Source organism: Pseudoxanthomonas sp. PXM02, assembly GCF_014851805.1.
Lineage (GTDB): Bacteria > Pseudomonadota > Gammaproteobacteria > Xanthomonadales > Xanthomonadaceae > Pseudoxanthomonas_A.
Genome location: NZ_JACVAK010000002.1, coordinates 999,710 through 1,023,608, shown reverse-complemented (window position 1 = coordinate 1,023,608; position 23,899 = coordinate 999,710). Strand labels below are relative to the sequence as shown.

The 23,899-nt window shown below is 65.8% G+C and carries 21 protein-coding genes and 2 tRNA genes; 1 reads left to right on the top strand and 22 read right to left on the bottom strand.

All coding sequences use genetic code 11. The annotated features are described in order from the left end of the window. Position 1 precedes the first annotated feature (1 nt). The 21 genes from infB to tpiA all read right to left on the bottom strand — a co-directional run bounded on the left by infB (position 2) and on the right by tpiA (position 21,900). Entirely contained in the window at positions 2 to 2,650 is a 2,649-nt protein-coding gene (gene infB / locus IB225_RS13475; RefSeq protein ID WP_192311715.1) for a translation initiation factor IF-2, read from the bottom strand. 107 nt (positions 2,651 to 2,757) lie between these two features. Continuing rightward, positions 2,758 to 4,269: a transcription termination factor NusA gene (nusA, locus tag IB225_RS13470; protein WP_192269006.1), complete on the bottom strand. Its 1,512-nt coding sequence runs from the start codon at positions 4,267 to 4,269 to the stop codon at positions 2,758 to 2,760. Between the two features lie 3 nt (positions 4,270 to 4,272). Beyond that, positions 4,273 to 4,887, bottom strand: coding sequence for a ribosome maturation factor RimP (rimP, locus tag IB225_RS13465; protein WP_192311714.1), 615 nt, complete (start codon positions 4,885 to 4,887; stop codon positions 4,273 to 4,275). A 165-nt stretch (positions 4,888 to 5,052) separates the two neighbouring features. Further along, positions 5,053 to 5,129 (bottom strand) — tRNA-Met (locus IB225_RS13460). Between the two features lie 127 nt (positions 5,130 to 5,256). After that, entirely contained in the window at positions 5,257 to 6,720 is a 1,464-nt protein-coding gene (gene nuoN / locus IB225_RS13455; RefSeq protein WP_192311713.1) for an NADH-quinone oxidoreductase subunit NuoN, read from the bottom strand. A gap of 9 nt (positions 6,721 to 6,729) precedes the next feature. Then, positions 6,730 to 8,241, bottom strand: a complete 1,512-nt coding sequence (locus IB225_RS13450) for an NADH-quinone oxidoreductase subunit M (protein WP_192311712.1) — start codon at positions 8,239 to 8,241, stop codon at positions 6,730 to 6,732. 58 nt (positions 8,242 to 8,299) lie between these two features. Beyond that, positions 8,300 to 10,534, bottom strand: a complete 2,235-nt coding sequence (nuoL, locus tag IB225_RS13445) for an NADH-quinone oxidoreductase subunit L (RefSeq protein WP_192311711.1) — start codon at positions 10,532 to 10,534, stop codon at positions 8,300 to 8,302. 16 nt (positions 10,535 to 10,550) lie between these two features. Further along, the gene (nuoK, locus tag IB225_RS13440) at positions 10,551 to 10,856 is read right to left on the bottom strand and encodes an NADH-quinone oxidoreductase subunit NuoK (protein WP_056881218.1); all 306 of its coding nucleotides are present in this window, start codon (positions 10,854 to 10,856) and stop codon (positions 10,551 to 10,553) included. Then, the gene (locus IB225_RS13435) at positions 10,853 to 11,506 is read right to left on the bottom strand and encodes an NADH-quinone oxidoreductase subunit J (protein ID WP_192311710.1); all 654 of its coding nucleotides are present in this window, start codon (positions 11,504 to 11,506) and stop codon (positions 10,853 to 10,855) included. Before IB225_RS13435 ends, nuoK begins: the two co-directional genes overlap by 4 nt. A gap of 10 nt (positions 11,507 to 11,516) precedes the next feature. Continuing rightward, a complete protein-coding gene (gene nuoI, locus IB225_RS13430; protein ID WP_162108528.1) occupies positions 11,517 to 12,005 on the bottom strand; it encodes an NADH-quinone oxidoreductase subunit NuoI in 489 nt (162 codons plus the stop codon). Between the two features lie 3 nt (positions 12,006 to 12,008). Then, complete coding sequence (gene nuoH, locus IB225_RS13425; protein ID WP_192311709.1) at positions 12,009 to 13,100, bottom strand: NADH-quinone oxidoreductase subunit NuoH; 1,092 nt, start codon at positions 13,098 to 13,100, stop codon at positions 12,009 to 12,011. Then, complete coding sequence (nuoG, locus tag IB225_RS13420) at positions 13,097 to 15,331, bottom strand: NADH-quinone oxidoreductase subunit NuoG (RefSeq protein WP_192311708.1); 2,235 nt, start codon at positions 15,329 to 15,331, stop codon at positions 13,097 to 13,099. Before nuoG ends, nuoH begins: the two co-directional genes overlap by 4 nt. After that, the gene (gene nuoF / locus IB225_RS13415) at positions 15,328 to 16,698 is read right to left on the bottom strand and encodes an NADH-quinone oxidoreductase subunit NuoF (RefSeq protein ID WP_192311707.1); all 1,371 of its coding nucleotides are present in this window, start codon (positions 16,696 to 16,698) and stop codon (positions 15,328 to 15,330) included. Before nuoF ends, nuoG begins: the two co-directional genes overlap by 4 nt. 4 nt (positions 16,699 to 16,702) lie before the next feature. Further along, positions 16,703 to 17,230, bottom strand: a complete 528-nt coding sequence (gene nuoE, locus IB225_RS13410) for an NADH-quinone oxidoreductase subunit NuoE (RefSeq protein ID WP_192311706.1) — start codon at positions 17,228 to 17,230, stop codon at positions 16,703 to 16,705. Beyond that, the gene (locus tag IB225_RS13405) at positions 17,227 to 18,531 is read right to left on the bottom strand and encodes an NADH-quinone oxidoreductase subunit D (RefSeq protein ID WP_192311705.1); all 1,305 of its coding nucleotides are present in this window, start codon (positions 18,529 to 18,531) and stop codon (positions 17,227 to 17,229) included. Before IB225_RS13405 ends, nuoE begins: the two co-directional genes overlap by 4 nt. Next, on the bottom strand, positions 18,528 to 19,253 hold the full coding sequence (locus IB225_RS13400) for an NADH-quinone oxidoreductase subunit C (RefSeq protein WP_192311704.1): 726 nt from the start codon (positions 19,251 to 19,253) through the stop codon (positions 18,528 to 18,530). Before IB225_RS13400 ends, IB225_RS13405 begins: the two co-directional genes overlap by 4 nt. Positions 19,254 to 19,297: 44 nt before the next feature. Next, positions 19,298 to 19,852, bottom strand: a complete 555-nt coding sequence (locus tag IB225_RS13395; RefSeq protein WP_055943825.1) for an NADH-quinone oxidoreductase subunit B — start codon at positions 19,850 to 19,852, stop codon at positions 19,298 to 19,300. Then, on the bottom strand, positions 19,843 to 20,199 hold the full coding sequence (locus tag IB225_RS13390; protein WP_055943822.1) for an NADH-quinone oxidoreductase subunit A: 357 nt from the start codon (positions 20,197 to 20,199) through the stop codon (positions 19,843 to 19,845). The genes IB225_RS13395 and IB225_RS13390 overlap by 10 nt, the downstream gene beginning before the upstream one ends. Before the next feature lie 303 nt (positions 20,200 to 20,502). Continuing rightward, positions 20,503 to 20,587: transfer RNA gene (locus IB225_RS13385), tRNA-Leu, on the bottom strand. 49 nt (positions 20,588 to 20,636) lie between these two features. After that, the gene (gene secG, locus IB225_RS13380; RefSeq protein ID WP_192311703.1) at positions 20,637 to 21,083 is read right to left on the bottom strand and encodes a preprotein translocase subunit SecG; all 447 of its coding nucleotides are present in this window, start codon (positions 21,081 to 21,083) and stop codon (positions 20,637 to 20,639) included. Between the two features lie 58 nt (positions 21,084 to 21,141). Next, a complete protein-coding gene (gene tpiA, locus IB225_RS13375) occupies positions 21,142 to 21,900 on the bottom strand; it encodes a triose-phosphate isomerase (RefSeq protein ID WP_192311702.1) in 759 nt (252 codons plus the stop codon). Between the two features lie 109 nt (positions 21,901 to 22,009). Between tpiA and IB225_RS13370 the strand changes: the two genes are divergently transcribed. Continuing rightward, positions 22,010 to 22,822 carry an SDR family NAD(P)-dependent oxidoreductase gene (locus tag IB225_RS13370; protein WP_192311701.1) on the top strand — a complete coding sequence of 271 codons (813 nt, stop codon included), beginning with the start codon at positions 22,010 to 22,012 and terminating at the stop codon, positions 22,820 to 22,822. A 72-nt stretch (positions 22,823 to 22,894) separates the two neighbouring features. Here IB225_RS13370 and IB225_RS13365 read toward each other — a convergent pair whose 3' ends face one another. Further along, positions 22,895 to 23,833 carry an isopenicillin N synthase family oxygenase gene (locus IB225_RS13365; RefSeq protein ID WP_192311700.1) on the bottom strand — a complete coding sequence of 313 codons (939 nt, stop codon included), beginning with the start codon at positions 23,831 to 23,833 and terminating at the stop codon, positions 22,895 to 22,897. Positions 23,834 to 23,899: the final 66 nt, after the last annotated feature.

Genomic DNA, 23,899 nt, shown 5'->3' with positions numbered 1-23,899 from the left:
ATCAGAGCGTGCGCTGGACTTCGATGCGCTCGAAGCACTCGATCTGGTCGCCCGGCTGCACGTCGTTGTACGCCTTCACGCCGATGCCGCACTCGGTGCCGTTACGCACTTCGTCGACGTTCTCCTTGAAGCGGCGCAGCGATTCCAGTTCGCCCTCGAACACCACGGTGCTGGCACGCAGCACGCGGATCGGCTTGTTCCGCTTGACCGTGCCTTCGACCACCATGCAGCCCGCGACCGCGCCGAACTTGGAGCTGCGGAACACGTCGCGCACTTCGGCGATACCGATGATCTCTTCGCGGATCTCCACGCCCAGCAGGCCGGACGCCACCTGCTTCACCTGGTCGATCACGTCATAGATGATCGAGAAGTAGCGCAGGTCCACGCCGTTGGCTTCGATGATGCGACGCGCGGAGGCGTCGGCACGGACGTTGAAGCCGATGACGGTGGCCTTGGAGGTGACCGCGGAGTTGGCGTCGGACTCGGTGATGCCGCCCACGCCGGAGTTGATGATGTTGATGCGGATCGATTCGTTGGACAGCGCGGTCAGCGAATGACGCAGCGCTTCCACGGAACCCTGCACGTCGGCCTTGACGATCAGGTTGAGGCTGAGCTGGCCTTCGCCCTTGCCCAGCTGCGCCATGATGTCTTCCATGCGGCTGCCGGCGGACTGCACCAGACGCGACTCGCGGCGCTTGGCGTCGCGCTGCTGCGCCACGTCCTTGGCCAGGCGTTCGTCGGCGACCACCACGAAGTCGTCGCCCGCTTCCGGCACGCCGGACAGGCCCAGGACCTGCACCGGGATGGACGGACCGGCCGACGGCGGCTGGCTGCCGGTTTCGTCGAACAGGGCACGCACGCGGCCGTACTGGATGCCGCAGACCAGGTAGTCGCCCTTCTTCAGCGTGCCCTGCTGCACCAGCACCGTCGCGACCGGGCCACGGCCCTTGTCCAGCGAGGATTCGATGACCACGCCGCTGGCGCGACCGTCTTCCACGGCCTTCAGTTCCAGCAGTTCGGCCTGGATGGAGATGGCGTCCAGCAGGTTGTCCACGCCTTGGCCCGTCTTGGCCGAGATTTCGACCATCTGGGTGTCGCCACCGAAATCTTCTGCGACGACTTCCTCGGCCAGCAGTTCGTTCTTCACGCGCAGCGGGTCGGCGTCGGACTTGTCGATCTTGTTGACCGCCACGATCAGCGGCACCTTCGCCGCCTTGGCGTGCTGGATGGCTTCGCGGGTCTGCGGCATCACGCCGTCATCGGCAGCGACGACCAGCACCACGATGTCGGTCAGCTTGGCGCCGCGGGCGCGCATCGCGGTGAACGCGGCGTGGCCCGGGGTGTCGAGGAAGCTGATGACGCCCTTCGGCGTTTCCACGTGGTAGGCGCCGATGTGCTGGGTGATGCCGCCGGCTTCGCCGCTGGCGATCTTGGTGCGACGGATGTAGTCCAGCAGCGAGGTCTTGCCGTGGTCGACGTGACCCATGATGGTGACCACCGGCGGACGCGCGACCTTGTCGCCCTGCTGCTCTTCCGAGTGCGCCAGCAGTTCGTTCTCGACGTCGTTGGCGTCGGCACGCACGGCCTTGTGGCCCAGCTCTTCGGTGATCAGTGCGGCGGTGTCGTGGTCGATGGTCTGGGTGATGGTGGCCATCACGCCCATCTTGAACAGCGCCTTCACCACGTCGCCGCCCTTCAGCGCGAGCTTCTGCGCCAGGTCGGCCACGGTGATCGTCTCGCCGATCGCCACTTCACGCACGATCGGTGCGGTCGGACGCTCGAAGCCATGCGCACCACCGCCACCGCGGCTCTGCTCATGGCGACGCGGCGGCTTGGGCTTGCCGCGCGAAGCGCCGCGACGGGCGCGGTCGGCAGCGGACAAGTGCAGCTGGCCGGCGAAACGGCTGGTGTTGTCGTCGTCTTCGACGCCGGCGACCATCGCGTGCGAACCGCGGGTCTTGTGCTTGGCAGCGGCCGCATTGTTGCGGTCGTCGGTGCGCGGCGGATCCTTGCGCACGACCAGCTTGGGCACGTGGTGGCCCTGCGTGGCCGGCTTGGCCGGGCGCGCGGTCTCGTCACCATCCACGGCGACGGCACCGGCGGCCAGCGCAGCGGCTTCGGCATCGGCCTGCGCACGCGCGGCTTCGGCTTCGGCACGCACCGCGGCCTCTTCCTGGCGACGGCGCTCCAGTTCCTCGGCGCGCTTGGCGTCTTCCTGCGCCAGGCGCTGCTGCTCATCGAGGTTGCGCTGGCGGGATTCCTCCAGCTTGCGCAGGATCTCGGCGCGTTCCGGATCGGCTTCGTTCTGCCAGTTGGTGCTGACGGACTCGGCGTCGGTCGGCTTCGTATAGGTGCGCTTCTGGCGCACTTCCACGTTGACCGTGGTCTTGCTGCGGCCGGCGGCAACGGTAACTTCCTGCACCTTGCGACGGTTCAGCGTGATCTTCTTCGGCGCAGCCTCATCCGTTGCGGCATCGCTCTTGCCGTGCGAGCGCTTGAGGAAGCCGAGCAGCTTCACTTTTTCCATGCTGGTCACGACCTGGTCGGGACCACTGAAGCTCATGCCGGCCTCGGCCAGCTGCTCCAGGAGTTTCTCGACCGGCGTATTGACCAGTTCAGCGAGCTTGCGGATGGTGGTTTGCTGCGACATTCGGATCCTAGGTTGGGTGTTGCGCCCCCCCTGTGGTGGAGGGGCAACCCTGTTGGAAAGGGGGAATTCTAAGCCCTGCGGACACCAGGGCGGTGTTCATGGGTGGCTCATGCGCCGCGTTCCAGACGAGCGATCTCTTCGGCACGGGCGGCCAGGATCAGCGCCGCGGCGCGGCCCTCGTCCAGGCCCTCGATGCCGAACTCGACCACTTCGTCGGCGGCCAGGTCGGACAGGTCCTCGCTGGTGCGGACGCCGTGCGAGGCCAGCGCGAACGCGGTCTCCTCGTCCATGCCTTCCAGCGCCAGCAGGTCCTCCGCCGGGTGGTCCTCTTCCAGGCCTTCTTCCTCGGCCAGCGCCTCGTTCAGCAGGGCGTCGCGGGCGCGCGAACGCAGTTCTTCGACGATGTCCTCGTCGAAGCCCTCGACGGCCAGCAGTTCGCCGACCGGCACGTAGGCGATTTCCTCGACCGTGCTGAAACCCTCGGCGACCAGGATGGCGGCGATTTCCTCGTCCACTTCCAGCTTGTCCATGAACAGCTGGCGGGCGACGGCCTGCTCGGCCTCGCTCTTGGCCTGCACCTGGTCGGCGGTCATGACGTTGAGCTGCCAGCCGGTCAGACGGCTGGCCAGACGCACGTTCTGGCCGCCCTTGCCGATCGCCTGCGCCAGGCGGTCTTCCGCCACGGCCAGGTCCATCGAGTGCTTCTCTTCATCGACGATGATCGACTGCACTTCCGCCGGCGCCATCGCGTTGATGACGAAGGTGGCCGGATTGTCGTTCCACAGCACGATGTCCACGCGCTCGCCGTTGAGCTCGTTGCTCACGGCCTGCACGCGCGAACCGCGCATGCCGATGCAGGCGCCGATCGGATCGGTGCGGGTGTCGTGCGCGAGCACGGCGATCTTGGCGCGATCGCCCGGATCGCGTGCGCAGGCCTTGATCTCGACCAGGCCCTGGCCCACTTCCGGCACTTCGAGCTTGAACAGCTCGATCATGAATTCGGGTGCAGCGCGGCTGATGAACAGCTGCGGGCCGCGCGGTTCGTAGCGCACGTCGAACAGGTAACCGCGGACGCGGTCGCCGGCGCGCAGCACGTCGCGCGGAATGCCCTTGTCCTTCGGGATAAAGGCCTCGGCGTTGCCGCCCAGGTCCACGTAGATGTTGCCGCGCTCGGCACGCTTGACCACGCCGGTGACCAGTTCGCCGACACGGTCCTTCCAGGCGTCGACCACCTGCGCGCGCTCCGCTTCGCGGACGCGCTGCACGATGACCTGCTTGGCGGCCTGCGCCGCGATGCGGCCGAAATCCGGGTTCTCGATCTTCTCTTCGATCCAGTCGCCCACTTCGGCGCCTTCGGCTTCGTCCTCGGCGTCCATCAGGCGGATCTGGCGATCGGGTGATTCCATCACCACGTCGTCGGCCACCACTTCCCAGCGACGGAACGTTTCGTAGCTGCCGTCCTTGTGGTCGATGGTGACGCGCACCTGCACGTCCTGGTCCAGGTAGCGCTTCTTGGCGGCGGACGCCAGGGCGGCTTCGATGGCGTCGAAGATGACTTCGCGCGGCACGCCCTTCTCGTTGGCCACCGCATCCACGACCAGCAACAGTTCCTTACTCATTGATCACTCCGCGCGCGGCTTGCGGGCCGCCGGTTGGTTGGGTTTTTTCTTGGCTTGTTTGGCGGGCGCACGCTTGGCATCGCCGGCCTTCTTGGCACCGGCCTTGCGGCCGCCACCGGGTTTCTCGGGCGCCAGGCCCAGCGCAGCCCAGTCCGGGACCAGCCGCGCCTTGTCGATGTTATCGAACGCCACGGTCATGTCCGCGTCGTCCACGGTGAACACGATGCTGTCGCCCTCGATGCGGCTGATCACGCCCTGCAGGCGCCGGCGGCGATCCTGCGGCAGCTTCAATACGACTTTCGCCGACTCGCCGACGAAGCGCGCGTAGTGCTCCAGTCGGAACAGCGGACGATCCACGCCGGGCGAGGAGACCTCCAGCGTGTAGTTGCCGGAGATCGGATCCTCGACGTCGAGCTGCGCGGATACTTCGCGGCTCACCGCTTCGCAGTCTTCGATATTGACGTGGCGCGTGGCGCGTTCGGCTTCCTGCACGTCGATGTACAGGCGCACGGTGGCGCCGCCGGGTGCCGGCAGGTATTCGATGCCCAGCAGTTCAACGCCCAGTGCCTGGACGGTGGGTGCCAGCAGGTTGGCGATGTCGTTGGCCTTGTCGCTCACGGATTCGCTGCCGATGGTTCGTGGTTCTGCATATCGCTGAAACAAACAAGGGGCCCGATGGGCCCCTTGTCCGATACGCTGGATGTCGGTGCAACGACGGGAACATGCGTCGTTGCGTGCCCAGGCTTTTCGTCGGTCGCCGCTGTCGGCGACCTCGGATAAACATGGTAGCGGGGGCAGGATTTGAACCTGCGACCTTCGGGTTATGAGCCCGACGAGCTGCCAGACTGCTCCACCCCGCAGCAGAAGCGAAATTATGATGAATACGCCGGTGCATTGCAAGCCTTGTCATGCACCAACTTGAAACATCGCGTTCATCGCGCGAGCCGGCAGCACCCTGCCGGCAGGAAAAACGGAGGGTTTTACGCCTCAGCCGGCGAAGGCCAGCTTGCACCACGCCATGATCGGGTTCCAGGCGATGCCCAATGCCAGCAGGGCCAGCGCGTTGACGCCGAACACCATCGGCACCACGCGGTCGGTGCGCGGCGGCGGAACCTCGCCTACCGGCTCGTCGAAGTACATCACCTTGATCACGCGCAGGTAGTAGAACGCGCCGATCACGGCGCACAGCACGCCGACGATGGCCAGCCACAGGAAGCCGCCATTGACGGCCGCGCCCAGCACCACGAGCTTGGCCCAGAAGCCCAGGAACGGCGGCACGCCGGCCAGCGAGGCCATCACGCACAGCACCAGTCCTGCCTGCCACGGGTTGCGGGCGTTGAGGCCCTTGAAGTCGTCGATCCTGTCGGCTTCGAACCCCTGGCGCGACAGCACGATGATCGCGCCGAACGCCGCCGCCGACATGATGGAGTAGCTGATCGCATAGAACAGCGCGGCCGAATAGCCGACTTCGCCACCGCCGGCGAAGCCGACCAGCAGGAAGCCAACGTGCGACACCGTGGAATACGCGAGCATGCGCTTGAGGTTGGTCTGCGCGATGGCGATGACGTTGCCGATCACCAGCGACGCGGCCGCCAGGCCGGCGAGCAGCCACTGCCACTGCGCCGCGGCCGGGCCGAGGCCGTCCTGCAGCAGGCGGAACGCCATGCCGAACGCGGCCAGCTTCGGCGCCGCGCTGATGAACAGGGTCACCGGTGTCGGGGCGCCGTGATAGACGTCGGGCAGCCACATGTGGAACGGCGCTGCGCCCAGCTTGAACGCCACGCCCGCCACCATGAACACCACGCCCGTGAGCAGGAGCATGCGCGCATCGCTGCTGCCCCCCAGTGCGGCACCCGTGGCGTCGAAGATGGCCGGCAGGTGCAGCGAGCCGGTCGCACCGTACACGAGCGACATGCCATAGAGCAGCAGGCCCGAGGCCAGCGAACCGAGCACGATGTACTTCATCGCCGCTTCCGTCGACAGACCGTCGTCGCGGTTCAGCGCGACCAGCGCGTAGGAACACAGGGCCAGCAGTTCCAGACCCAGATAGACCATCACCAGGCTACCGGCGGACACCATCATCATCATGCCGGCCGTGGCGAACATCACCAGCACCGGCGCTTCGCCCGGATACAGGTTGCGCTCGCGCAGGTAGGGCCAGCCGTACACCAGCGACAGCGCGCTGACCGCGACGATCACCACCTTGCTCACGTCGGCCAGCGTGTCGCGCACGAACATGCCGCTGAACACGGTGCCCTGCCCGCCCACGCCCGTGGCCAGCATCCACACCACGACGGCCATGACGACGAGCGCAATGGCATGAGTGATGATGCGGCGGGAATTGTCCAGGAACAGGTCCAGCATCAGCAGCGCGAACGCACCGCCGATCAGGGTCAGTTCGGGCAGCAGCGGCTGCAGGTCGGCGGCGGAGATGGGCATCGGCGTCGTCATGATTCTTCCTTACAGCTTGCTGTTGGCGAGCTGCATCGCCAGTTGCGCGATCGACGGCTCCATCAGGTCCGTCAGCGGCTTGGGATAGACGCCCAGCGCGAGGACGCAGACCGCGAAACCACCCAGCACCGCCGCCTCGCGCAGGGAGACGTCCTTCAGTTCGGCCACGTGCGCGTTGGCTACATCGCCGAGGATCACGCGCTTGACCAGCCACAGCGTGTAGGCCGCACCGATCACCAGCGTGGTGGCCGCGAAGAACGCGATCAGCGGGTGCTGCTGGAAGCTGGCCAGGATGACCATGAACTCGCCGACGAAACCGCTGGTGCCCGGCAGGCCGGAGTTGGCCATGCCGAACAGGATGAAGAAGGCACCGAACCACGGCATCGTGTTGATGACGCCACCGTAGTCCTTGATCATGCGGGTGTGCATGCGGTCGTAGAGCACGCCGACGCAGGTGAACATCGCGCCGGAAATGAAACCGTGACTGATCATCTGCACCATCGCGCCCTGCAGGCCGAGGCGTGCACCATCGAGGTTGCCGTAGTCGCGCACCAGGCTGAAGGCGATGAAGATGCCGAGGGTGACGAAGCCCATGTGCGAGACCGACGAATAGGCGATCAGCTTCTTCATGTCGTCCTGCACCAGTGCCACCAGGCCCACGTAGACCACCGCGATCAGCGACAGCACGATGATGAACATCGCCCACTCGTGGCCGGCGTCGGGCACGATCGGCAGGCTGAAGCGCAGCAGGCCGTAGCCGCCGATCTTCAGCGCGATCGCCGCCAGGATCACCGAACCGGCGGTCGGCGCTTCGACGTGCGCGTCCGGCAGCCAGGTGTGCACCGGGAACATCGGGATCTTGACCGCGAACGCGATCAGGAAAGCGAAGAACAGCCAGGTCTGTTCCTTCGCATTGAGCGGCATCGCGTACAGATCAGCCAGCTGGAAGCTGCCACCCTTGATGTACAGGTATACCAGGCCGACCAGCATCAGCACCGAGCCGAGGAAGGTGTACAGGAAGAACTTCAGCGATGCGTAGATGCGGCGCGGACCGCCCCATACACCGATGATCAGGAACATCGGGATCAGCATCGCCTCGAAGAACACGTAGAACAGCACCGCATCGCTGGCCGCGAAGATGCCGTTGGTCAGGCCTTCCAGGATCAGGAACGCAGCCACGTACTGGGCCACGCGCTTGTTCACCGAACCCCACGCACCCGCCAGTGTCAGCACGGTAATCAACGTATTGAGCAGCAGCAACGCGACCGCGATGCCGTCGGCACCCAGGTTGTAGTGGATGTCGAAGCTGGGGATCCAGGCGCGGGTCTCGATGAATTGCAGGCCCGGGTTCGCGTAATCGAATCCGGTCAGCAGTCCGATACTGAAGACGAAGGTCAGCACCGCGACCGCCAGGCCCAGCCAGCGGGCCGCATCGGCGCGGGCGTTGCCTACGGCGAGCACCAGCGCGCCACCCAGGATGGGCAGCCAGATCAGAACACTAAGCAGGGGCCAGTTCGACACGTTGTGTTATCCGTTGAGTTCTTCGCCAGGACGCTCCGCTCGGGGCGGCGCCAGGTCGTTACTGCCAAAACTTGATGACGACGCCCAACAGCAGGATCAGGCCGACGATCATCGCGAACGCGTAGTGGTACAGGTAGCCGGACTGGGTCTTGCGCAGCAGCTGCGAGCCTAGGTCGACCAGCTTCGCCGTGCCGTTCACCGCGGCGCCATCGATCACGTGGCTGTCGAAGGCGCGGGACGCCTTGCCCAGCTTCACGCCACCGCCGGCGAACCCGTTGATCCACAGGTGGTCGGCCCAGTACTTCTTGTCCAGGATGTTGGTCAGGAAGGCGCCGACCTTGCTGTGGCGCATCTTGCCGGGCAGTTCGGGCTTGAACAGGTACAGGAACGTCGCCAGCAGGAAGCCGCCCAGCGCCAGCCAGAACGGCGGCATCTTCATGCCATGGATCGCGTAATCGATCGGGCCGTGCCAGAACTCTTCCTTCAGCGACATCACCGTGTCGCGCGCCGAGATCGCGGTGTTCGGATCCAGGCGCAGGAAGTCGATCGCGCCCAGGAAGAACGGCGTGGCCTCGTGGTGGCCGCTCCAGTCGGTACCGAACAGCATCGGACCGATAGTGAAGAAGCCGACGAAGATCGACGGGATCGCCAGCAGCACCAGCGGCACCGTCACCACCCAGGGGGATTCGTGCGGCTCGTGGGCACCGTGGTGACCATGGTCGTCATGACCGTGATCGTCGTGCGCGGCATCGTGGTGCGCGTCGTGACCGTGCCCATGATCGGCGTGCGCATCACGGAAGCGCTCCTTGCCGTGGAAGGTCAGGTACAGCAGGCGGAAGCTGTAGAAACTGGTGACGAACACGCCCAGCATGACCGCCCAATAGCCATAGGTCGCGATCCACTCGCTCGGCCCCTGGTAGCCCTGTGCGGCCATCACACCCATCTCGGTCATTTCCTTGCCGACCTCGTGCGCCACATGCTGGTGGTGCTTGGCGGCCTCGATGATGGTGTCCTTCGAGTAGAAGCCCGAGAAGAACGGCGTACCGACCAGCGCCAGCGTGCCGATCAGGCTGGTGATCCAGGTGACGGGCATGTACTTGCGCAGGCCACCCATCTTCCGCATGTCCTGCTCGTGGTGCATGCCGATGATCACGCTGCCGGCAGCCAGGAACAGCAGCGCCTTGAAGAACGCGTGCGTCATCAGGTGGAACACGGCGGCCGAATACGCCGACACGCCCAGCGCGACGGTCATGTAGCCGAGCTGCGACAACGTGGAATAGGCCACCACGCGCTTGATGTCGTTCTGCACGATGCCGATGAGGCCCGTGAACAGCGCTGTGGTCGCACCGATGAACAGCACGAAGTCCAGCGCCGTCTGCGACAGTTCGAACAGCGGCGACATGCGCGCCACCATGAAGATGCCCGCGGTCACCATGGTCGCCGCGTGGATCAGCGCAGAGATCGGGGTCGGGCCTTCCATCGAATCCGGCAGCCACACGTGCAGCGGCACCTGCGCCGACTTGCCCATGGCACCGATGAACAGGCAGATGCAGGTCAGCGTGGCCATCGACCAGATCACCGGCTGGTCCAGCAGCTGCGTCGTGTGACCGAAGAAGGTGATCGCGCCCGACCACACCGGCACGGCCTTGCCCACCAGCAGCGACGCGTTGGCGAACACGGTAGCGTAGTCCAGCGTGCCGAACATCAGCAGGACGCAGCCGATACCGAGCAGGAAGCCGAAGTCACCCACGCGGTTGACCAGGAACGCCTTCATGTTGGCGAAGATCGCCGTCGGGCGCTTGAACCAGAAACCGATCAGCAGGTAAGAGACCAGGCCCACGGCTTCCCAGCCGAAGAACAGCTGCAGGAAGTTGTTGCTCATCACCAGCATCAGCATGCTGAAGGTGAAAAGCGAGATGTAGCTGAAGAAGCGCTGGTAGCCCGGATCCTCGGCCATGTAGCCGATCGTGTACAGGTGCACGAGCAGCGATACGAAGGTCACCACGACCATCATCATCGCGGTCAGCTTGTCGATCATGAAGCCGACGTGGCCGCTGATGTTGCCCACCTCAAAGAAGGTGTACAGGTTCTCGTTGAACGGCGACGCGCCCTGCGCGACCAACTGGTAGAGCACCCAGCACGACAGCGCGCAGCTGGTGGCCACGCCGAGGATGGTCGCCGTGTGGGCACCCGCCCGACCGACGATGCGTCCGAACAGGCCGGCGATGATGCTGCCCAGCAGCGGCGCCAGCACGATGGCCAGCAGCACGTTCTTGGAGAGGAGGACTTCCATACCGGTCATCGGTGCATCAGCCTTTGAGCGTATCGACTTCGGCCACGTTGATCGTGCGCCGGGTGCGGAACAGGGTGACCAGGATCGCCAGGCCGATGGCGGCCTCGGCTGCGGCCACGGTCAGGATGAAGAAGACGAAGATCTGGCCGGCCGCGTCACCCAGTTCGCGCGAGAACGCGACGAAGTTGATGTTCACCGACAGCAGCATCAGTTCGATCGACATCAGCAGCACGATGACGTTCTTCCGGTTGAGGAAGATGCCCGCAAGGCTGATGCAGAACAACACGGCGCCGAGCGCCAGCAGATGGCCTACGGAAATCATGCCTTGCCCTCCCCTTCCACCGGCGCGCTGGCCGGCGTTTCGCGCACCGGCTTCTCGGCCGGCATCGACACGATGCGGATGCGGTCGCGCGCCTTGACCCGCGACTGCTCTCCCGGATCCTGCGTCTTGATGCCGGTGCGCTTGCGCAGCGTCAGCATCACGGCGGCCACGACGGCCACGGTCAGGATGACGGCGGCGAACTCGAACGGCAGCAGGAATTCGGTGAACAGCGTCCGCGCCAGCCAGGCCGTGTTGGACACGTCCGCCGCGGCGGACGCGGCATTGTCCTGGAACGGCACCGCCATCTTCGCCTTGATGCCGATCAGCACCAGCATCTGCGCCAGCATGACGATGGCCACCAGCAGGCCGACCGGCAGGAACCTGACCCAGCCTTCGCGCATGGCGGTGACGTCGATGTCGAGCATCATCACCACGAACAGGAACAGCACCATCACCGCGCCCACGTAGACGAGGATCAGGGCCACGCCCAGGAACTCCGCACCGACCAGCAGCCAGATGCAGGCCACCGAGAAGAACGTCAGGATGAGGCACAGCACGGCATGCACCGGGTTGCGCACGCTGATCACCGCGCCGGCGGCGATGACCGCGACGGTGGCGAAAGTGTAGAAGCTGATCAGGACCCAATCCATTCTTCGGACCTCAACGGAAGGCGGCGTCGGCGGCGCGGCGCTCGGCGATCTCGGCTTCCAGCCGGTCTCCGATCGCCAGCAGCTGCGGCTTGGTGACGATGTTCTGCCCGCGCTTGTCGAAGTGGTACTCCAGCACGTGCGTTTCCACGATCGAGTCCACCGGGCAGCTTTCCTCGCAGAAGCCGCAGTAGATGCACTTGAACAGGTCGATGTCGTAGCGCGTGGTGCGGCGGGTGCCGTCCTCTCGCGGGGCCGAATCGATGGTGATCGCCAGCGCCGGGCAGACCGCCTCGCACAGCTTGCAGGCGATGCAGCGCTCTTCGCCGTTCGGATAGCGGCGCAGCGCGTGCAGGCCGCGGAAGCGCGGCGACTGCGGGAACTTCTCCATCGGGTACATCAGCGTGTACTTCGGCTTGAAGGTGTACTTCAGCGTCAGCCACAGGCCTTGCAGCAGTTCCAGCAGCATCAGGCTCTTGAAGTAGTGCACAACCTTGCTCATGTCTTACACACCCTTCTCGAACACGCCGAAGAACACCAGCAGCGCCGTCACCGCGATCCACACGATGGTCAGCGGAATGAACACCTTCCAGCCCAGCCGCATGATCTGGTCGTAGCGGTAGCGCGGGAAGCTGGCACGGAACCAGATGTAGGCGCTGGCGAAGAACAGGACCTTCAGAAGCAGCCACGGCCAGCCGCCGGTCCAGATCCAGTTGATCCAGGGCGACACGTCGGCGGTGATCCAGCCCTGCAGCGGGCTCAGCCAGCCGCCCAGGAAGAACAGCGACACCAGGAAGCTGACCAGGATCATGTTGGCGTATTCGGCCAGGAAGAACAGCGCGAACGCCGCACCCGAATACTCGACCATGTGGCCGGCCACGATTTCCGATTCGCCTTCCACCACGTCGAACGGCGAGCGGTTGGTTTCGGCGACGCCGGACACCCAGTACACGATGAAGAGCGGGAACAGCGGCAGCCAGAACCACTCGAAGAAGCCGGAATCACCCGCCTGCGCCATCACGATGTCGGTCAGGTTGAGGCTGCCAGCCGCGATCAGCACGCCGACCAGCGCAAAGCCCATGGCGATTTCGTAGCTGACGACCTGCGCGGCGGATCGCATCGCACCGAGGAAGGCGTACTTCGAGTTCGACGCCCAGCCGGCAATGATGATGCCGTACACGCCCAGCGAGGTCATCGCCAGCAGGTACAGCAGGCCGGCATTGGCGTTCGACAGCACCAGCTGGTAGTCGAACGGCACCACCGCCCACGCGGCGAAGGCCGGCGCCAGCGTGATCAGCGGCGCCAGGATATACATCGTCTTCTGCGCGCTGCTGGGCTGGATGATTTCCTTGAACAGCAGCTTGAAGACGTCGGCGAAGGCCTGGAAGATGCCCATGCCCACGTACATCGGCCCGTGGCGCACGTGCATCCAGCCGATCAGCTTGCGCTCCCACACCACGTAGAACGCCACCGAGATGATCACCGGCATGGTGATCACCAGGATCTTCAGCACGATCCACAGGATCATGCCGATGTCGCCCAGCCCGAAGAACCACTCGCGCAGGGGGCCGACCGCGTTGATCAACATCTCGTTCATGCGCTCACCACCGTGACGCGTCCGGCACCCAGCGGTGCCGTGGCGCCGTAGCCACTCTCGATCCAGGCGGCGCCTGCGGCGACGCGGGCGTCCACCACCACCGGCAGTGCGGCGGTGCCGATGCCATTGCCCACCTTGGCCACCTGGCCTTCGGCGACACCGGCGGCCTGTGCATCCGCAGGGTTCAGCACGATCCGGTCGCCCACGTTCAGCGGATGCGCCTGCAGCGCCTCGGCGCGGCGGACGGTGCCGTCGGTGCGGTAGATCGCAGCCGTCACGGCCAGCTCGAGACCCTCGCCGGCGACGGCGGGTGCCGCGGACTTGGCGATGGCGACGGTCTTGGCGGTGCCGATGGCGTCACGCATGCCGGCGGCGTCTGCGAATTCGAAGCCGGCCAACTGCAGTTCGCCACCCATTGCGCGCAGCACCTTCCAGCCTTCGCGCGCCTCGCCCGGCAGCTTGCCGGCGGCCTGCGTGCGCTGGTCCTTGCCATCGAGATTGGTCAGCGTCGCATCGATTTCCGGCAGCAGACCGATCGGCAGGATCACGTCCGCCACATCGCGCGTCGACTTGCAGGCGAAGTGGCTGAACGCCACGACCTTGGCCGAGGCGAGTGCACGGCTGGCACCCGGGGTATCAGCGAAATCCAGGCCCGGCTCGATGCCGTAGATGACATAGGCGCTGCGCGGCTCGGCGAACATGCCGGCCACGTCGCGACCGCTCGGCAGCACGCCCTGGCGTGCCAGGCCCACGGCATTCGCGCCTTGCGGGATGCGGCACAGCGAAGCACCCGTCGCGGACGCGTAGTCCGTCGCAGCGGCACGCAGCGAAGCGGCCTGCGGATGGTTCTCGACGATGCCGCCGACGATCACGACTGCACGGTTGGCGGCCTTGCCAGCGTCACGCAGCGCCGCGTCGTTCAGCGCGCTGCCCAGCTTCGACGGCGCCACGATGTGCTTGCCGGCGATGCCGAAGGCGAAATCGAAATCGACCGGATTGACCACGTGCACCTTGGCGCCCTTGCGGACCGCCTTGCGCAGGCGCTGGTGCAGCAGCGGCAATTCGTGGCGCAGGTTGGTGCCGTACAGCACGATGACGTCGGCCTGCTCGATCTCCGCCAGCGGCAGCGCGAACGGTTCGGCCACAGCGCCATCGGAGAAGTCGCGGTTGTTGATGCGGTGGTCCAGGTTGCCGGTACCGAGGCCGTCGGCGAGCTTGGCCAGCAGGCCGCCCTCCTCGTTCGACACCGCCGGATGCACCAGCACGCCCAGGCTGTCGCCACGGTTCGCGCGCAGAATCTCAGCAGCGGCGGCCAGACCTTCGGCCCAAGACACTTCGCGCCACTCGCCATTGACCTTCTGCAGCGGCTTCACCGCACGGTCGTCGGCGTACAGCCCTTGGTGCGAGTAGCGGTCGCGATCCGACAGCCAGCACTCGTTGACCGCTTCGTTCTCGCGCGGGACGGTGCGCAGCACCTGTCCACGGCGCGAGTGGTAGAACACGTTGGAACCCATCGCATCGTGGAAGCCGACGGATTCGCGTGCGATCAATTCCCACGGACGGGCGCGGAACTGGAACACCTTGTTGGTCAGCGCGCCCACCGGGCAGACGTCGATGACGTTGCCGGAAATCTCGGTGGTCAGCGGCTTGCCGTCATAGGTGCCGATCTGCAGGTTCTCGCCGCGGTACATGCCTCCCAGCTCGTAGGTGCCGGCGACGTCCGCGGTGAAGCGGACGCAACGCGTGCACTGGATGCAGCGGGTCATCTCGGTGGCGACCAGCGGACCGATGTCCTCGTCCGGCACCACGCGCTTGCGTTCCTGGAAACGGCTGACCGAACGGCCGTAACCCAGCGACAGATCCTGCAGTTCGCATTCGCCGCCCTGGTCGCAGATCGGGCAGTCCAGCGGATGGTTGATCAGCAGGAATTCCATCACGTTGCGCTGCGACTTCAACGCCTTGTCGCTGCGCGTGGCGATCTTCATGCCGTCCATCACCGGCGTGGCGCAAGCCGGCGCCGGCTTCGGCATCTTCTCGACTTCGACCAGGCACATGCGGCAGTTGGCCGCGATCGGCAGCTTCTCGTGGTAGCAGAAGCGCGGGATCGGAATGCCGGCCTTGTCGGCGGCCTGGATGATCATCGAACCCTTCGGTGCGGCCATCTCCACGCCATCGATGAAGACGGTGACATGGTCCGGCGGCAGGTTCGGATTCACGGGCTGCGCACTCACGCGGCCACCTCCAGGTTGGAACGGACCACCGTGCCGTCGCGCTCGTCATCGACGAGGAAACGCTTGTTGACGATCGCGTATTCGAATTCGTGCCAGAAGTGGCGCAGCATGCCCTGCACCGGCCACGCCGCGGCTTCGCCGAACGCGCAGATGGTGTGGCCTTCGATCTGTCCCGCCGCCGCGCGCAGCGTCTGCAGGTCTTCGATCGTCGCCTTGTGCTCGGCCACGCGGGTCAGCATGCGGTACATCCAGCCGGTGCCTTCGCGGCACGGCGTGCATTGGCCGCAGCTTTCCTTGTAGTAGAAGCGCGCGATGCGCTGGCACGCACGCACCATGCAGGTGGTGTCGTCCATCACCACGACGGCACCGGAACCCAGGCCGGAGCCGGCCTTCTGGATGCTGTCGTAATCCATCGTCAGGCCCATCATCACCTCGCCCGGCAGCACCGGCATCGAGGAGCCGCCCGGGATCACCGCCTTGAGCTTGCGGCCCTCGCGCATGCCGCCGCAGAGTTCCAGCAGGTCGGCGAACGAGGTGCCCAGGCGGATCTCGTGGTTGCCCGGCTTCGCGACGTGGCCGGAGACCGAGAAGATCTTGCAGCCGCCGTTGTTGGGCTTGCCCAGGTTCATGAACCACTCGGCGCCATTGCGCACGATGGCGGGCACCGAGGCGTAGGTCTCGGTGTTGTTGATCGTGGTCGGCTTGCCGTACAGACCGAAGTTGGCCGGGAACGGCGGCTTGAAACGCGGCTGGCCCTTCTTGCCTTCCAGCGACTCCATCAGCGCGGTTTCTTCGCCGCAGATGTAGGCGCCCGCGCCAAGCGCGTTGTACAGGTCGATGTCGACGCCGGAGCCGAGGATGTTCTTGCCCAGCCAGCCGTGCTTGTAGGCCTCGGCGGTGGCTTCTTCCAGGTGCTCGAACGGCTCGTGGTGGAACTCGCCGCGCAGGTAGTTGTAGCCCACGGTGGAACCGGTGGCGTAGCAGGCGATCGCCATGCCCTCGATCACCGCGTGCGGGTTGTAGCGCAGGATGTCGCGATCCTTTGCGGTACCCGGCTCGGATTCGTCCGAGTTGCAGAGGATGTACTTCTGCATGTCGCCCTTGGGCATGAAGCTCCACTTCAGGCCGGTCGGGAAACCCGCGCCGCCGCGGCCACGCAGGCCGGACTGCTTGACCATCTCGACGACGTCGGCCGGCGGGATCTTCTCTTCGATGATCTTGCGCAGCGCGGCGTAACCGCCGGTCTTCAGGTAGTTCTCGTACGACCAGGGCTTGTCGAAGTGCAGCGTGGTGTAGACGGCCTGGTGCTCCTTGGGAGCCGGGCCGACGGGACCGTAGCCTTCAGAATAGTGGGAATGGCCTGCCATGCGCTTACTCCAGCCCGTCCAGCAGCTCGTCGACCTTCGCCGGCGTGAGGTTCTCGTGGTAGTGGCCGTTGATCACGACCACCGGCGCGCCGCAGCACGCGGCCACGCACTCTTCTTCGCGCTTCAGGAACACGCGGCCATCGGCGGTGGATTCGCCCAGCTTGCAGCCCAGCTTTTTCTCCGCGTGCGCGACCAGATCCTGGGCACCGTTGAGCCAGCAGCTGATGTTGGTGCAGAACGCGACGTTGTTGCGGCCGACCTTCTCGGTCTCGAACATCGAGTAGAAGCTGGCGACTTCGTACGCCCAGACTGGAGGCAGGTCCAGGTACTTGGCGACCGCGGCGATCAGCTCGTCAGTCAGCCAGCCCTCGTTCTGTTCCTGCGCGGCATGCAGGCCCTGCAGCACCGCGGAACGCTTGCGGTCCGGCGGGAACTTGGTCAGCCAATGATCGATGTGCGCGCGCGTCTTGTCGCTCAACGCCACCAACGGATCGACGTTCTGCGCCGCCTCGAAATTACCCGTGGCCCTCATCGGTCCACCTCACCAAAGACAAGATCATAGGTACCGATCATCGCGACGACGTCGGGGAGCATGTGGCCGCGCACGATCTCGTCCATCGAGGACAGGTGCGCGAAGCCCGGCGCGCGCAACTTCACGCGGAAAGGCTTGTTGGCGCCGTCGGACACCAGGTAGCAACCGAACTCGCCCTTCGGCGCTTCGACCGCGGCGTAGGTCTCGCCGGCCGGCACGCAGTAGCCTTCGCTGAAGAGCTTGAAGTGGTGGATCAGCGCTTCCATGTCGTCCTTCATCTCCTCGCGGGAGGGCGGCGCGACCTTGAAGTTCTGCACCATGACCGGGCCGGGGTTGGCCTTCAGCCACTTCACGCACTGCTGGATGATGCGGTTGGACTGGCGCATCTCGGCGACGCGGACCAGGTAGCGGTCGTAGCAGTCGCCGTTGACGCCGACCGGGATATCGAAATCAACCACGTCGTACTTGGCGTACGGCTGCTTCTTGCGCAAATCCCACGCAATGCCCGAACCGCGCAGCATCGCGCCGGTCATGCCCCACGCGCGCGCCTGCTCCGGCGCGACCACGCCGATGCCGACGGTGCGCTGCTTCCAGATACGATTGTCGGTCAGCAGCGTCTCGTATTCGTCGACGCGCTTGGGGAATTCGTTGGTGAAGTCTTCCAGGAAGTCGAGCAGCGAACCTTCGCGCGCCTGGTTGAACTGCTTCAGCGCCTTGCCCTTGCGCCAGGGCGATTCCTTGTACTTCGGCATGTGGTCCGGCAGGTCGCGGTACACGCCGCCCGGACGGTAGTACGCCGCGTGCATGCGCGCGCCGCTGACCGCTTCGTAGCAGTCCATCAGCTCTTCGCGCTCGCGGAAGGCATACAGCATGACCGCCATCGCGCCGAGGTCGAGCGCGTTGGAGCCGATCCACATCAGGTGGTTCAGGATGCGGGTGATTTCGTCGTACATCGTGCGGATGTACTGCGCGCGCTCCGGCGCCTCGATCCCCATCAGGGTCTCGATGGCGCGCACGTAGGCGTGCTCGTTGCACATCATCGACACGTAGTCGAGGCGGTCCATGTAACCGATCGACTGGTTGAACGGCTTCGACTCGGCCAGCTTCTCGGTGCCCCGGTGCAGCAGGCCGACGTGCGGATCGGCACGCACGATGGTCTCGCCGTCCATCTCCAGGATCAGGCGCAACACGCCGTGCGCGGCCGGATGCTGGGGACCGAAGTTCAACGTGTAGTTGCGGATTTCCTGCTTGGCTTCGGCAGGACTGCTGGCGAACGCGACGCCGGATTGCGGATTGCTCATGCCTTGCCCTCGCGCGCGGCGGCTTCGCCGGCGGCGGTCTGGTAACGCGCGTCATCGCGGATCACGCGCGGCACACCGACGCGCGGCTCCACCGAGGTGACCGGCTCGTACACCACGCGCTTCTTCTCTTCGTCGTAGCGGACTTCGACGTTGCCGATCAGCGGGAAGTCCTTGCGGAACGGATGGCCGACGAAACCGTAGTCGGTGAGGATGCGGCGCAGGTCCGGATGGCCTTCGAAGATGATGCCGTACAGGTCGAACGCTTCGCGCTCGAACCAGTTCATGCCCGGCCACACGTCGCAAACCGAGGCCACCACCGGCAGGCCATCGTCGGGCGCGAAGCAGCGCACGCGCAGGCGACGGTTGTGCTGGTACGACAGCAGGTGCAGGACCACGGCGAAACGGTTCGGGCGGGCGGCGTCGCGCGGACGCTGCTCCCAGCTGAAACGACCGGGGCCGAAGCCCTCGACGCCACGGCTGAAGCCTTCGGACGACACGTCGGCGGTATCCCACTCGGCGTCGCCGTAGCCCAGGTAGTCGACGCCGCTGACGTCGACCGCCTGTTCGAAACCGAACTCGTCGCGCAGCGCCAGGGCGACCGCATGCCACGAGGCCGACGGCACTTCCAGGGTGATTTCGCCGCGCGGCTCGGCCACGCTGACCGTGCCGTCCGCAAAACGGGCGCGCAGCTGGTCGGTGAAGTTTGCAGCTTGCTCAGCCATGGGGCGTGGCGTGCTCTAGAAAGGATTCGGGGGAGGAAAGAGGATCAGCGCGCGATGGTCTGCGTGCGCCAGATCTTCTTCTGCAACTGCAGGATGCCGTACACCAGCGCCTCGGCCGTCGGCGGGCAACCCGGCACGTACACGTCCACCGGCACCACGCGGTCGCAACCGCGCACCACCGAGTACGAGTAGTGGTAGTAGCCGCCGCCATTGGCGCAGCTGCCCATCGAGATGACCCACTTCGGCTCCGGCATCTGGTCGTAGACCTTGCGCAGCGCGGGGGCCATCTTGTTGACCAGCGTGCCGGCGACGATCATCACGTCCGACTGGCGCGGCGACGGGCGGAACACCACGCCGTAGCGGTCCAGGTCCAGGCGCGACGTGCCGGCGTGCATCATCTCCACGGCGCAGCAGGCCAGGCCGAAGGTCATCGGCCACATCGAGCCGGTGCGTGCCCAGTTCATCAGCGCATCGACGCTGGTGGTGACGTAGCCCTTTTCCAGCAGCGGGTTGTCGCCCTCGGGGCGCAGGATGTCGTCCACCCGCCCTTCCGGGATCGGGTTGTTCATCAGACGGTCGACGGTCTGGATCACTCCCATTCGAGCGCTCCCTTCTTCCAAACGTAAATGAAGCCGAGGAACAGCATGCCCACGAACAGGCCCATCGTGACCAACGCACGCGGACCCAGCTCCTGGAACACCAGCGTCCACGGAACAATGAAGATGATTTCCAGATCGAAGACGATGAACTGGATGGCGATCAGGTAGTAGCGCACGTCGAACTTCATGCGCGCGTCTTCGAAGGCCTCGAAGCCGCATTCGTACGGGGACAGCTTCTGGGCGTCGGGGCGACGCGGGCCGAGGAAGCGACCGGCCACCATCAGCGCGATGCCGATGCCGGTGGCGACGATCAGGAACAACAGGGTGGGCAGGTAATTGGCCAGCACTCGCTTGTCTCTTCTTGTCCTATCCGCCGGCGCGCACGACGCGGCACGGCATGAATGGGGCTTGCATCGCCCGCCCACGGCCTGCGCCGTGAACGACTCGTGGCGCAACCACCGGGCCCATCTTCGGCGGGAGCCCTTCCGCAACACGTACCGGGCACCCGATGAATCGGCGGGATTGTAACGGTTTGTGAACTTGCTAGTAAACGATTACCGGCCTTTATCGCCGCACTTGGCAAAAGAAAAAACCCGCCAGAAGGCGGGTTTTTCCGTTGCGGGATCAACGTTGCCGTCGACCCGCCGTATTGGTGCCCAAGAGGGGACTCGAACCCCTACGACTTTCGCCGCTACCACCTCAAGGTAGTGCGTCTACCAATTCCGCCACCTGGGCTTTGAAACCTGCGCGACGCTTTCAGCGCGCCCCGCCATTGTAGCCGTGATCAGCCGCCCTGCGGCGGCGTCACCGGCGGCGTCTCGGTCGCCGGCGCCGCTTCCTGCGGTGCGGCGGGCACGCTGTCGGCCGGGGCCGCCGGTGCCTGCTGGATTGGCGTGCTCGGAACCGTCGACGGCTTCGGCAGTTCGCCCACCGGCGCGGCGGGAGCCGCCGGCAGTTCGGACATCACGCCAAGGTTCTGCTGCGTGGTCGGACGCGCGCTATGCGTCGCGTACCAGGCCATGAAGAGGCTGATGCCGAAGAACGCGATGGCCAGCCACTTGGTGCTCTTGGACAGGAAGTTCGATGCGCCGCGGGCACCGAACACCGTGCCGGACGCGCCACCACCAAAGCCCGAGCCGGCCTGCGCGCCGGAACCACGCTGCATCAGCACCAACGCGATGATGGCGATGGCCACCAGCACGTACACCACATTCAGGATCAACATCCACATTTGGAATCAGTCTCAACCGGTTGAGTCGCCCGGCCCCGATGGGCCGGTCGTGCCGGGGTCACCCCCGACCGGCCGCCGCCTGCGCGATGGCCAGGAAATCCCGGGCGACCAGGGAAGCGCCGCCCACCAGCCCTCCATCGACATCGGGCTGCGAGAACAGTTCCGCGGCGTTGTCGGGCTTGACGCTGCCACCGTACAGGACGGGCAACGAGCCGGCGATTCTAGCATCGCGCGCGGCGACTTCGCCACGGATGAACGCGTGCACCGCCTGCGCCTGGGCCGGCGTGGCGGTCAGGCCGGTACCGATGGCCCAGACCGGCTCGTAGGCCACCACGGCCCCGTCGAAGGCCTGCGGACCGGCCAGGTCGAACACGGCCTGCAGCTGCTTCTGGATGCGGAACTCGGTCTGCCCGTCCTTGCGCTGCTGTTCGGTCTCGCCCACGCAAAGGACCGGAATGAGGCCGGCATTCTTGGCCGCGACGAACTTTTTCGCGACGAATTCGCTGCTTTCGTTGTGGTACTGGCGACGCTCCGAGTGGCCGACCAAGCCGTAGCGCGCGCCCACGTCCACCAGCATGGCCGCGCACACTTCACCCGTGTAGGCGCCCTTCTCGTTGCTGCTGACATCCTGCGCGCCGAAGGCCACGCCGCGGTCACCGTAGTCCTCGATCAACTCGCCCAGGTAGGGCAGCGGGGGCAGGATCAGCAGATCCACGCCGTCCAGCGGCAGACCCGCGACCAGTTCGTCCATCAGCGCCGTCGCAAAACCGCGAGAGCCATGGAGCTTCCAGTTGCCGGCCACGAGCTTGCGACGCATAAGACCAATTCCTGTCCAGTTCGGGTCGCGCAGTCTAGCCGATGTTGTCCGGCGGACCTACCCGGCGCGCTATCGTGCGCTGCGACACGCCATCCAGCCAGGACCCACCATGCCAGACGACCGCCCCACCTCTCCCGCCGGCTACGCCCTGGTCACCGGCGCTTCCAGCGGCATCGGCGAGCAGATCGCGCGGGAGTACGCGAAGCGCGGGGTTCCGCTGGTGCTGACGGCGCGCCGTGCGGAGCGCCTGCAGGCGCTGGCGACGGAACTGCAGGCACAGGTGCCGGTGGAGATCGTGGCGGCGGACCTCGCCGATCCGGCGGCGCCCGCGGCGTTGGTGGCCGAACTTGAGCGGCGCGGCGTGGCGATCCGCATCCTGGTCAACAACGCCGGCTATGGCGTGCCCGGACGCTACCGCAGCAGCGCGTGGGAGGACCATGCCGCCTTTCTGCAGGTGATGGTGACGGCGGTCTGCGAACTGACCTGGCGATTGCTCCCCTCCATCCGCAAGTCGGGCCAGGGCCGCATCCTCAACGTCGCCTCGTTTGCCGCCCTGATGCCGGCCGCCGATGGACAGACCCTGTATGCCCCAGCCAAGAGCTTCCTGCTGAAGTTCAGCGAAGCGCTGGCCCTGGAGAATGCGGACCGCGGCGTGCACGCCACCGCGCTGTGCCCGGGCTTCACCTATTCCGAGTTCCATGACGTCACCGGCACGCGCGCGCGCATGCGGGTGTCGCCGACGATGTGGCTGCAGGCGACCGACGTGGCGCGCGCCGGCATCGAGGGCAACGAGCGCGGCGACGTGCTGGTGGTCCCCGGCTGGCGCTACCGGCTGATGCACGCCATCGTGAAACTGCTGCCGCACCGCCTGGCGCTGGGCATGATGGCGCGCAACTCGCGCAAGGTGCGGCCACTGGACTGATGTATCCGGAAACGCAAGACGCCGGGAGATCCCGGCGTCGTGGGGCGTCGCGATGGCGAACCTGGACCCGCCCTACTTCAGCTTGATCTCGCGCAGGCGCTCTTCCAGATAGCCCTGTGCCGTGATCGGCTCGGGGTAACGCTTCGGATTGTCGGACGTAATCGTGGACGGCAGCACGTCGATCAGGAAGTCCGGGTTCGGATGCAGGAAGAACGGCACCGAATAGCGCGGCTGGCGCGCCTGTTCGCCCGGCGGGTTGGTCACGCGATGCGTGGTCGACGGATACACGTGGTTGGTCAGGCGTTGCAGCATGTCGCCGATGTTGACCACGATGGTGTCGGCGTCCGACGTGAAAGGCACCCACTCGCCCTGCTTCGAGCGCACTTCCAGGCCGGCGGCACTGGCGCCGACCAGCAACGTGATCAGATTGATGTCTTCATGCGCACCGGCACGCACGTTCGGGATGTCGTCGGCGGTGATTGGCGGGTAGTGGATCGGGCGCAGGATCGAATTGCCGGAATCGGTCTTGTCGGCGAAGTAGGTCTCCGGCAGGCCGATGTGCAGGGCCAGCGCCGACAGCACGCGCGAACCGAGCTGGTCCAGCGCCTGATACAGGCCATAGCCGTGTTCGCGGAAGCCGGGCACTTCATCCGGCCACAGGTTCGGCGGCATCACCTCGCGGTACTTCGAATCGTCCGGGATCTCACGGCCGATATGCCAGAACTCCTTCAGGTCGAAATGCTTGGAGTCCTTCGCGGTTTCCACGCCGAAGGCCGTATAGCCGCGCGCACCGCCACTGCCGGGCACGTGGTAGCGCTTCTTGGCATCGTCGGGCAGCGCGAAGAAACGCTTGAACACGTCGTAGGCCGCGTCGATCTGCGCCTGCGGGATGCCGTGGTTGCGGATGCCGGCGAAACCCCATTCGCGATACGCCGCGCCCAGCTCGGCGACGAAGGCCTCGCGGTCGGTATCGAAACGGGTGATGTCCAGCGTGGGGATTCGGGCACTCATTCAATCTGCTCCAACAGGGGAAAGGCGCGGACGGCCATGCGGAGGTCGTCGCGCCGGGGCATTCTG

Coding starts and splice junctions, on each gene's coding strand:
- infB (WP_192311715.1), bottom strand. CDS start 2,650: ATGTCGCAGCAAACCACCATCCGCAAGCTCGCTGAACTGGTCAATACG.
- nusA (WP_192269006.1), bottom strand. CDS start 4,269: ATGAGTAAGGAACTGTTGCTGGTCGTGGATGCGGTGGCCAACGAGAAG.
- nuoN (WP_192311713.1), bottom strand. CDS start 6,720: ATGACGACGCCGATGCCCATCTCCGCCGCCGACCTGCAGCCGCTGCTG.
- nuoL (WP_192311711.1), bottom strand. CDS start 10,534: ATGGAAGTCCTCCTCTCCAAGAACGTGCTGCTGGCCATCGTGCTGGCG.
- nuoK (WP_056881218.1), bottom strand. CDS start 10,856: ATGATTTCCGTAGGCCATCTGCTGGCGCTCGGCGCCGTGTTGTTCTGC.
- IB225_RS13435 (WP_192311710.1), bottom strand. CDS start 11,506: ATGGATTGGGTCCTGATCAGCTTCTACACTTTCGCCACCGTCGCGGTC.
- nuoI (WP_162108528.1), bottom strand. CDS start 12,005: ATGAGCAAGGTTGTGCACTACTTCAAGAGCCTGATGCTGCTGGAACTG.
- nuoH (WP_192311709.1), bottom strand. CDS start 13,100: ATGAACGAGATGTTGATCAACGCGGTCGGCCCCCTGCGCGAGTGGTTC.
- nuoF (WP_192311707.1), bottom strand. CDS start 16,698: ATGGCAGGCCATTCCCACTATTCTGAAGGCTACGGTCCCGTCGGCCCG.
- nuoE (WP_192311706.1), bottom strand. CDS start 17,230: ATGAGGGCCACGGGTAATTTCGAGGCGGCGCAGAACGTCGATCCGTTG.
- IB225_RS13405 (WP_192311705.1), bottom strand. CDS start 18,531: ATGAGCAATCCGCAATCCGGCGTCGCGTTCGCCAGCAGTCCTGCCGAA.
- IB225_RS13400 (WP_192311704.1), bottom strand. CDS start 19,253: ATGGCTGAGCAAGCTGCAAACTTCACCGACCAGCTGCGCGCCCGTTTT.
- IB225_RS13395 (WP_055943825.1), bottom strand. CDS start 19,852: ATGGGAGTGATCCAGACCGTCGACCGTCTGATGAACAACCCGATCCCG.
- secG (WP_192311703.1), bottom strand. CDS start 21,083: ATGTGGATGTTGATCCTGAATGTGGTGTACGTGCTGGTGGCCATCGCC.
- tpiA (WP_192311702.1), bottom strand. CDS start 21,900: ATGCGTCGCAAGCTCGTGGCCGGCAACTGGAAGCTCCATGGCTCTCGC.
- IB225_RS13370 (WP_192311701.1), top strand. CDS start 22,010: ATGCCAGACGACCGCCCCACCTCTCCCGCCGGCTACGCCCTGGTCACC.
- IB225_RS13365 (WP_192311700.1), bottom strand. CDS start 23,833: ATGAGTGCCCGAATCCCCACGCTGGACATCACCCGTTTCGATACCGAC.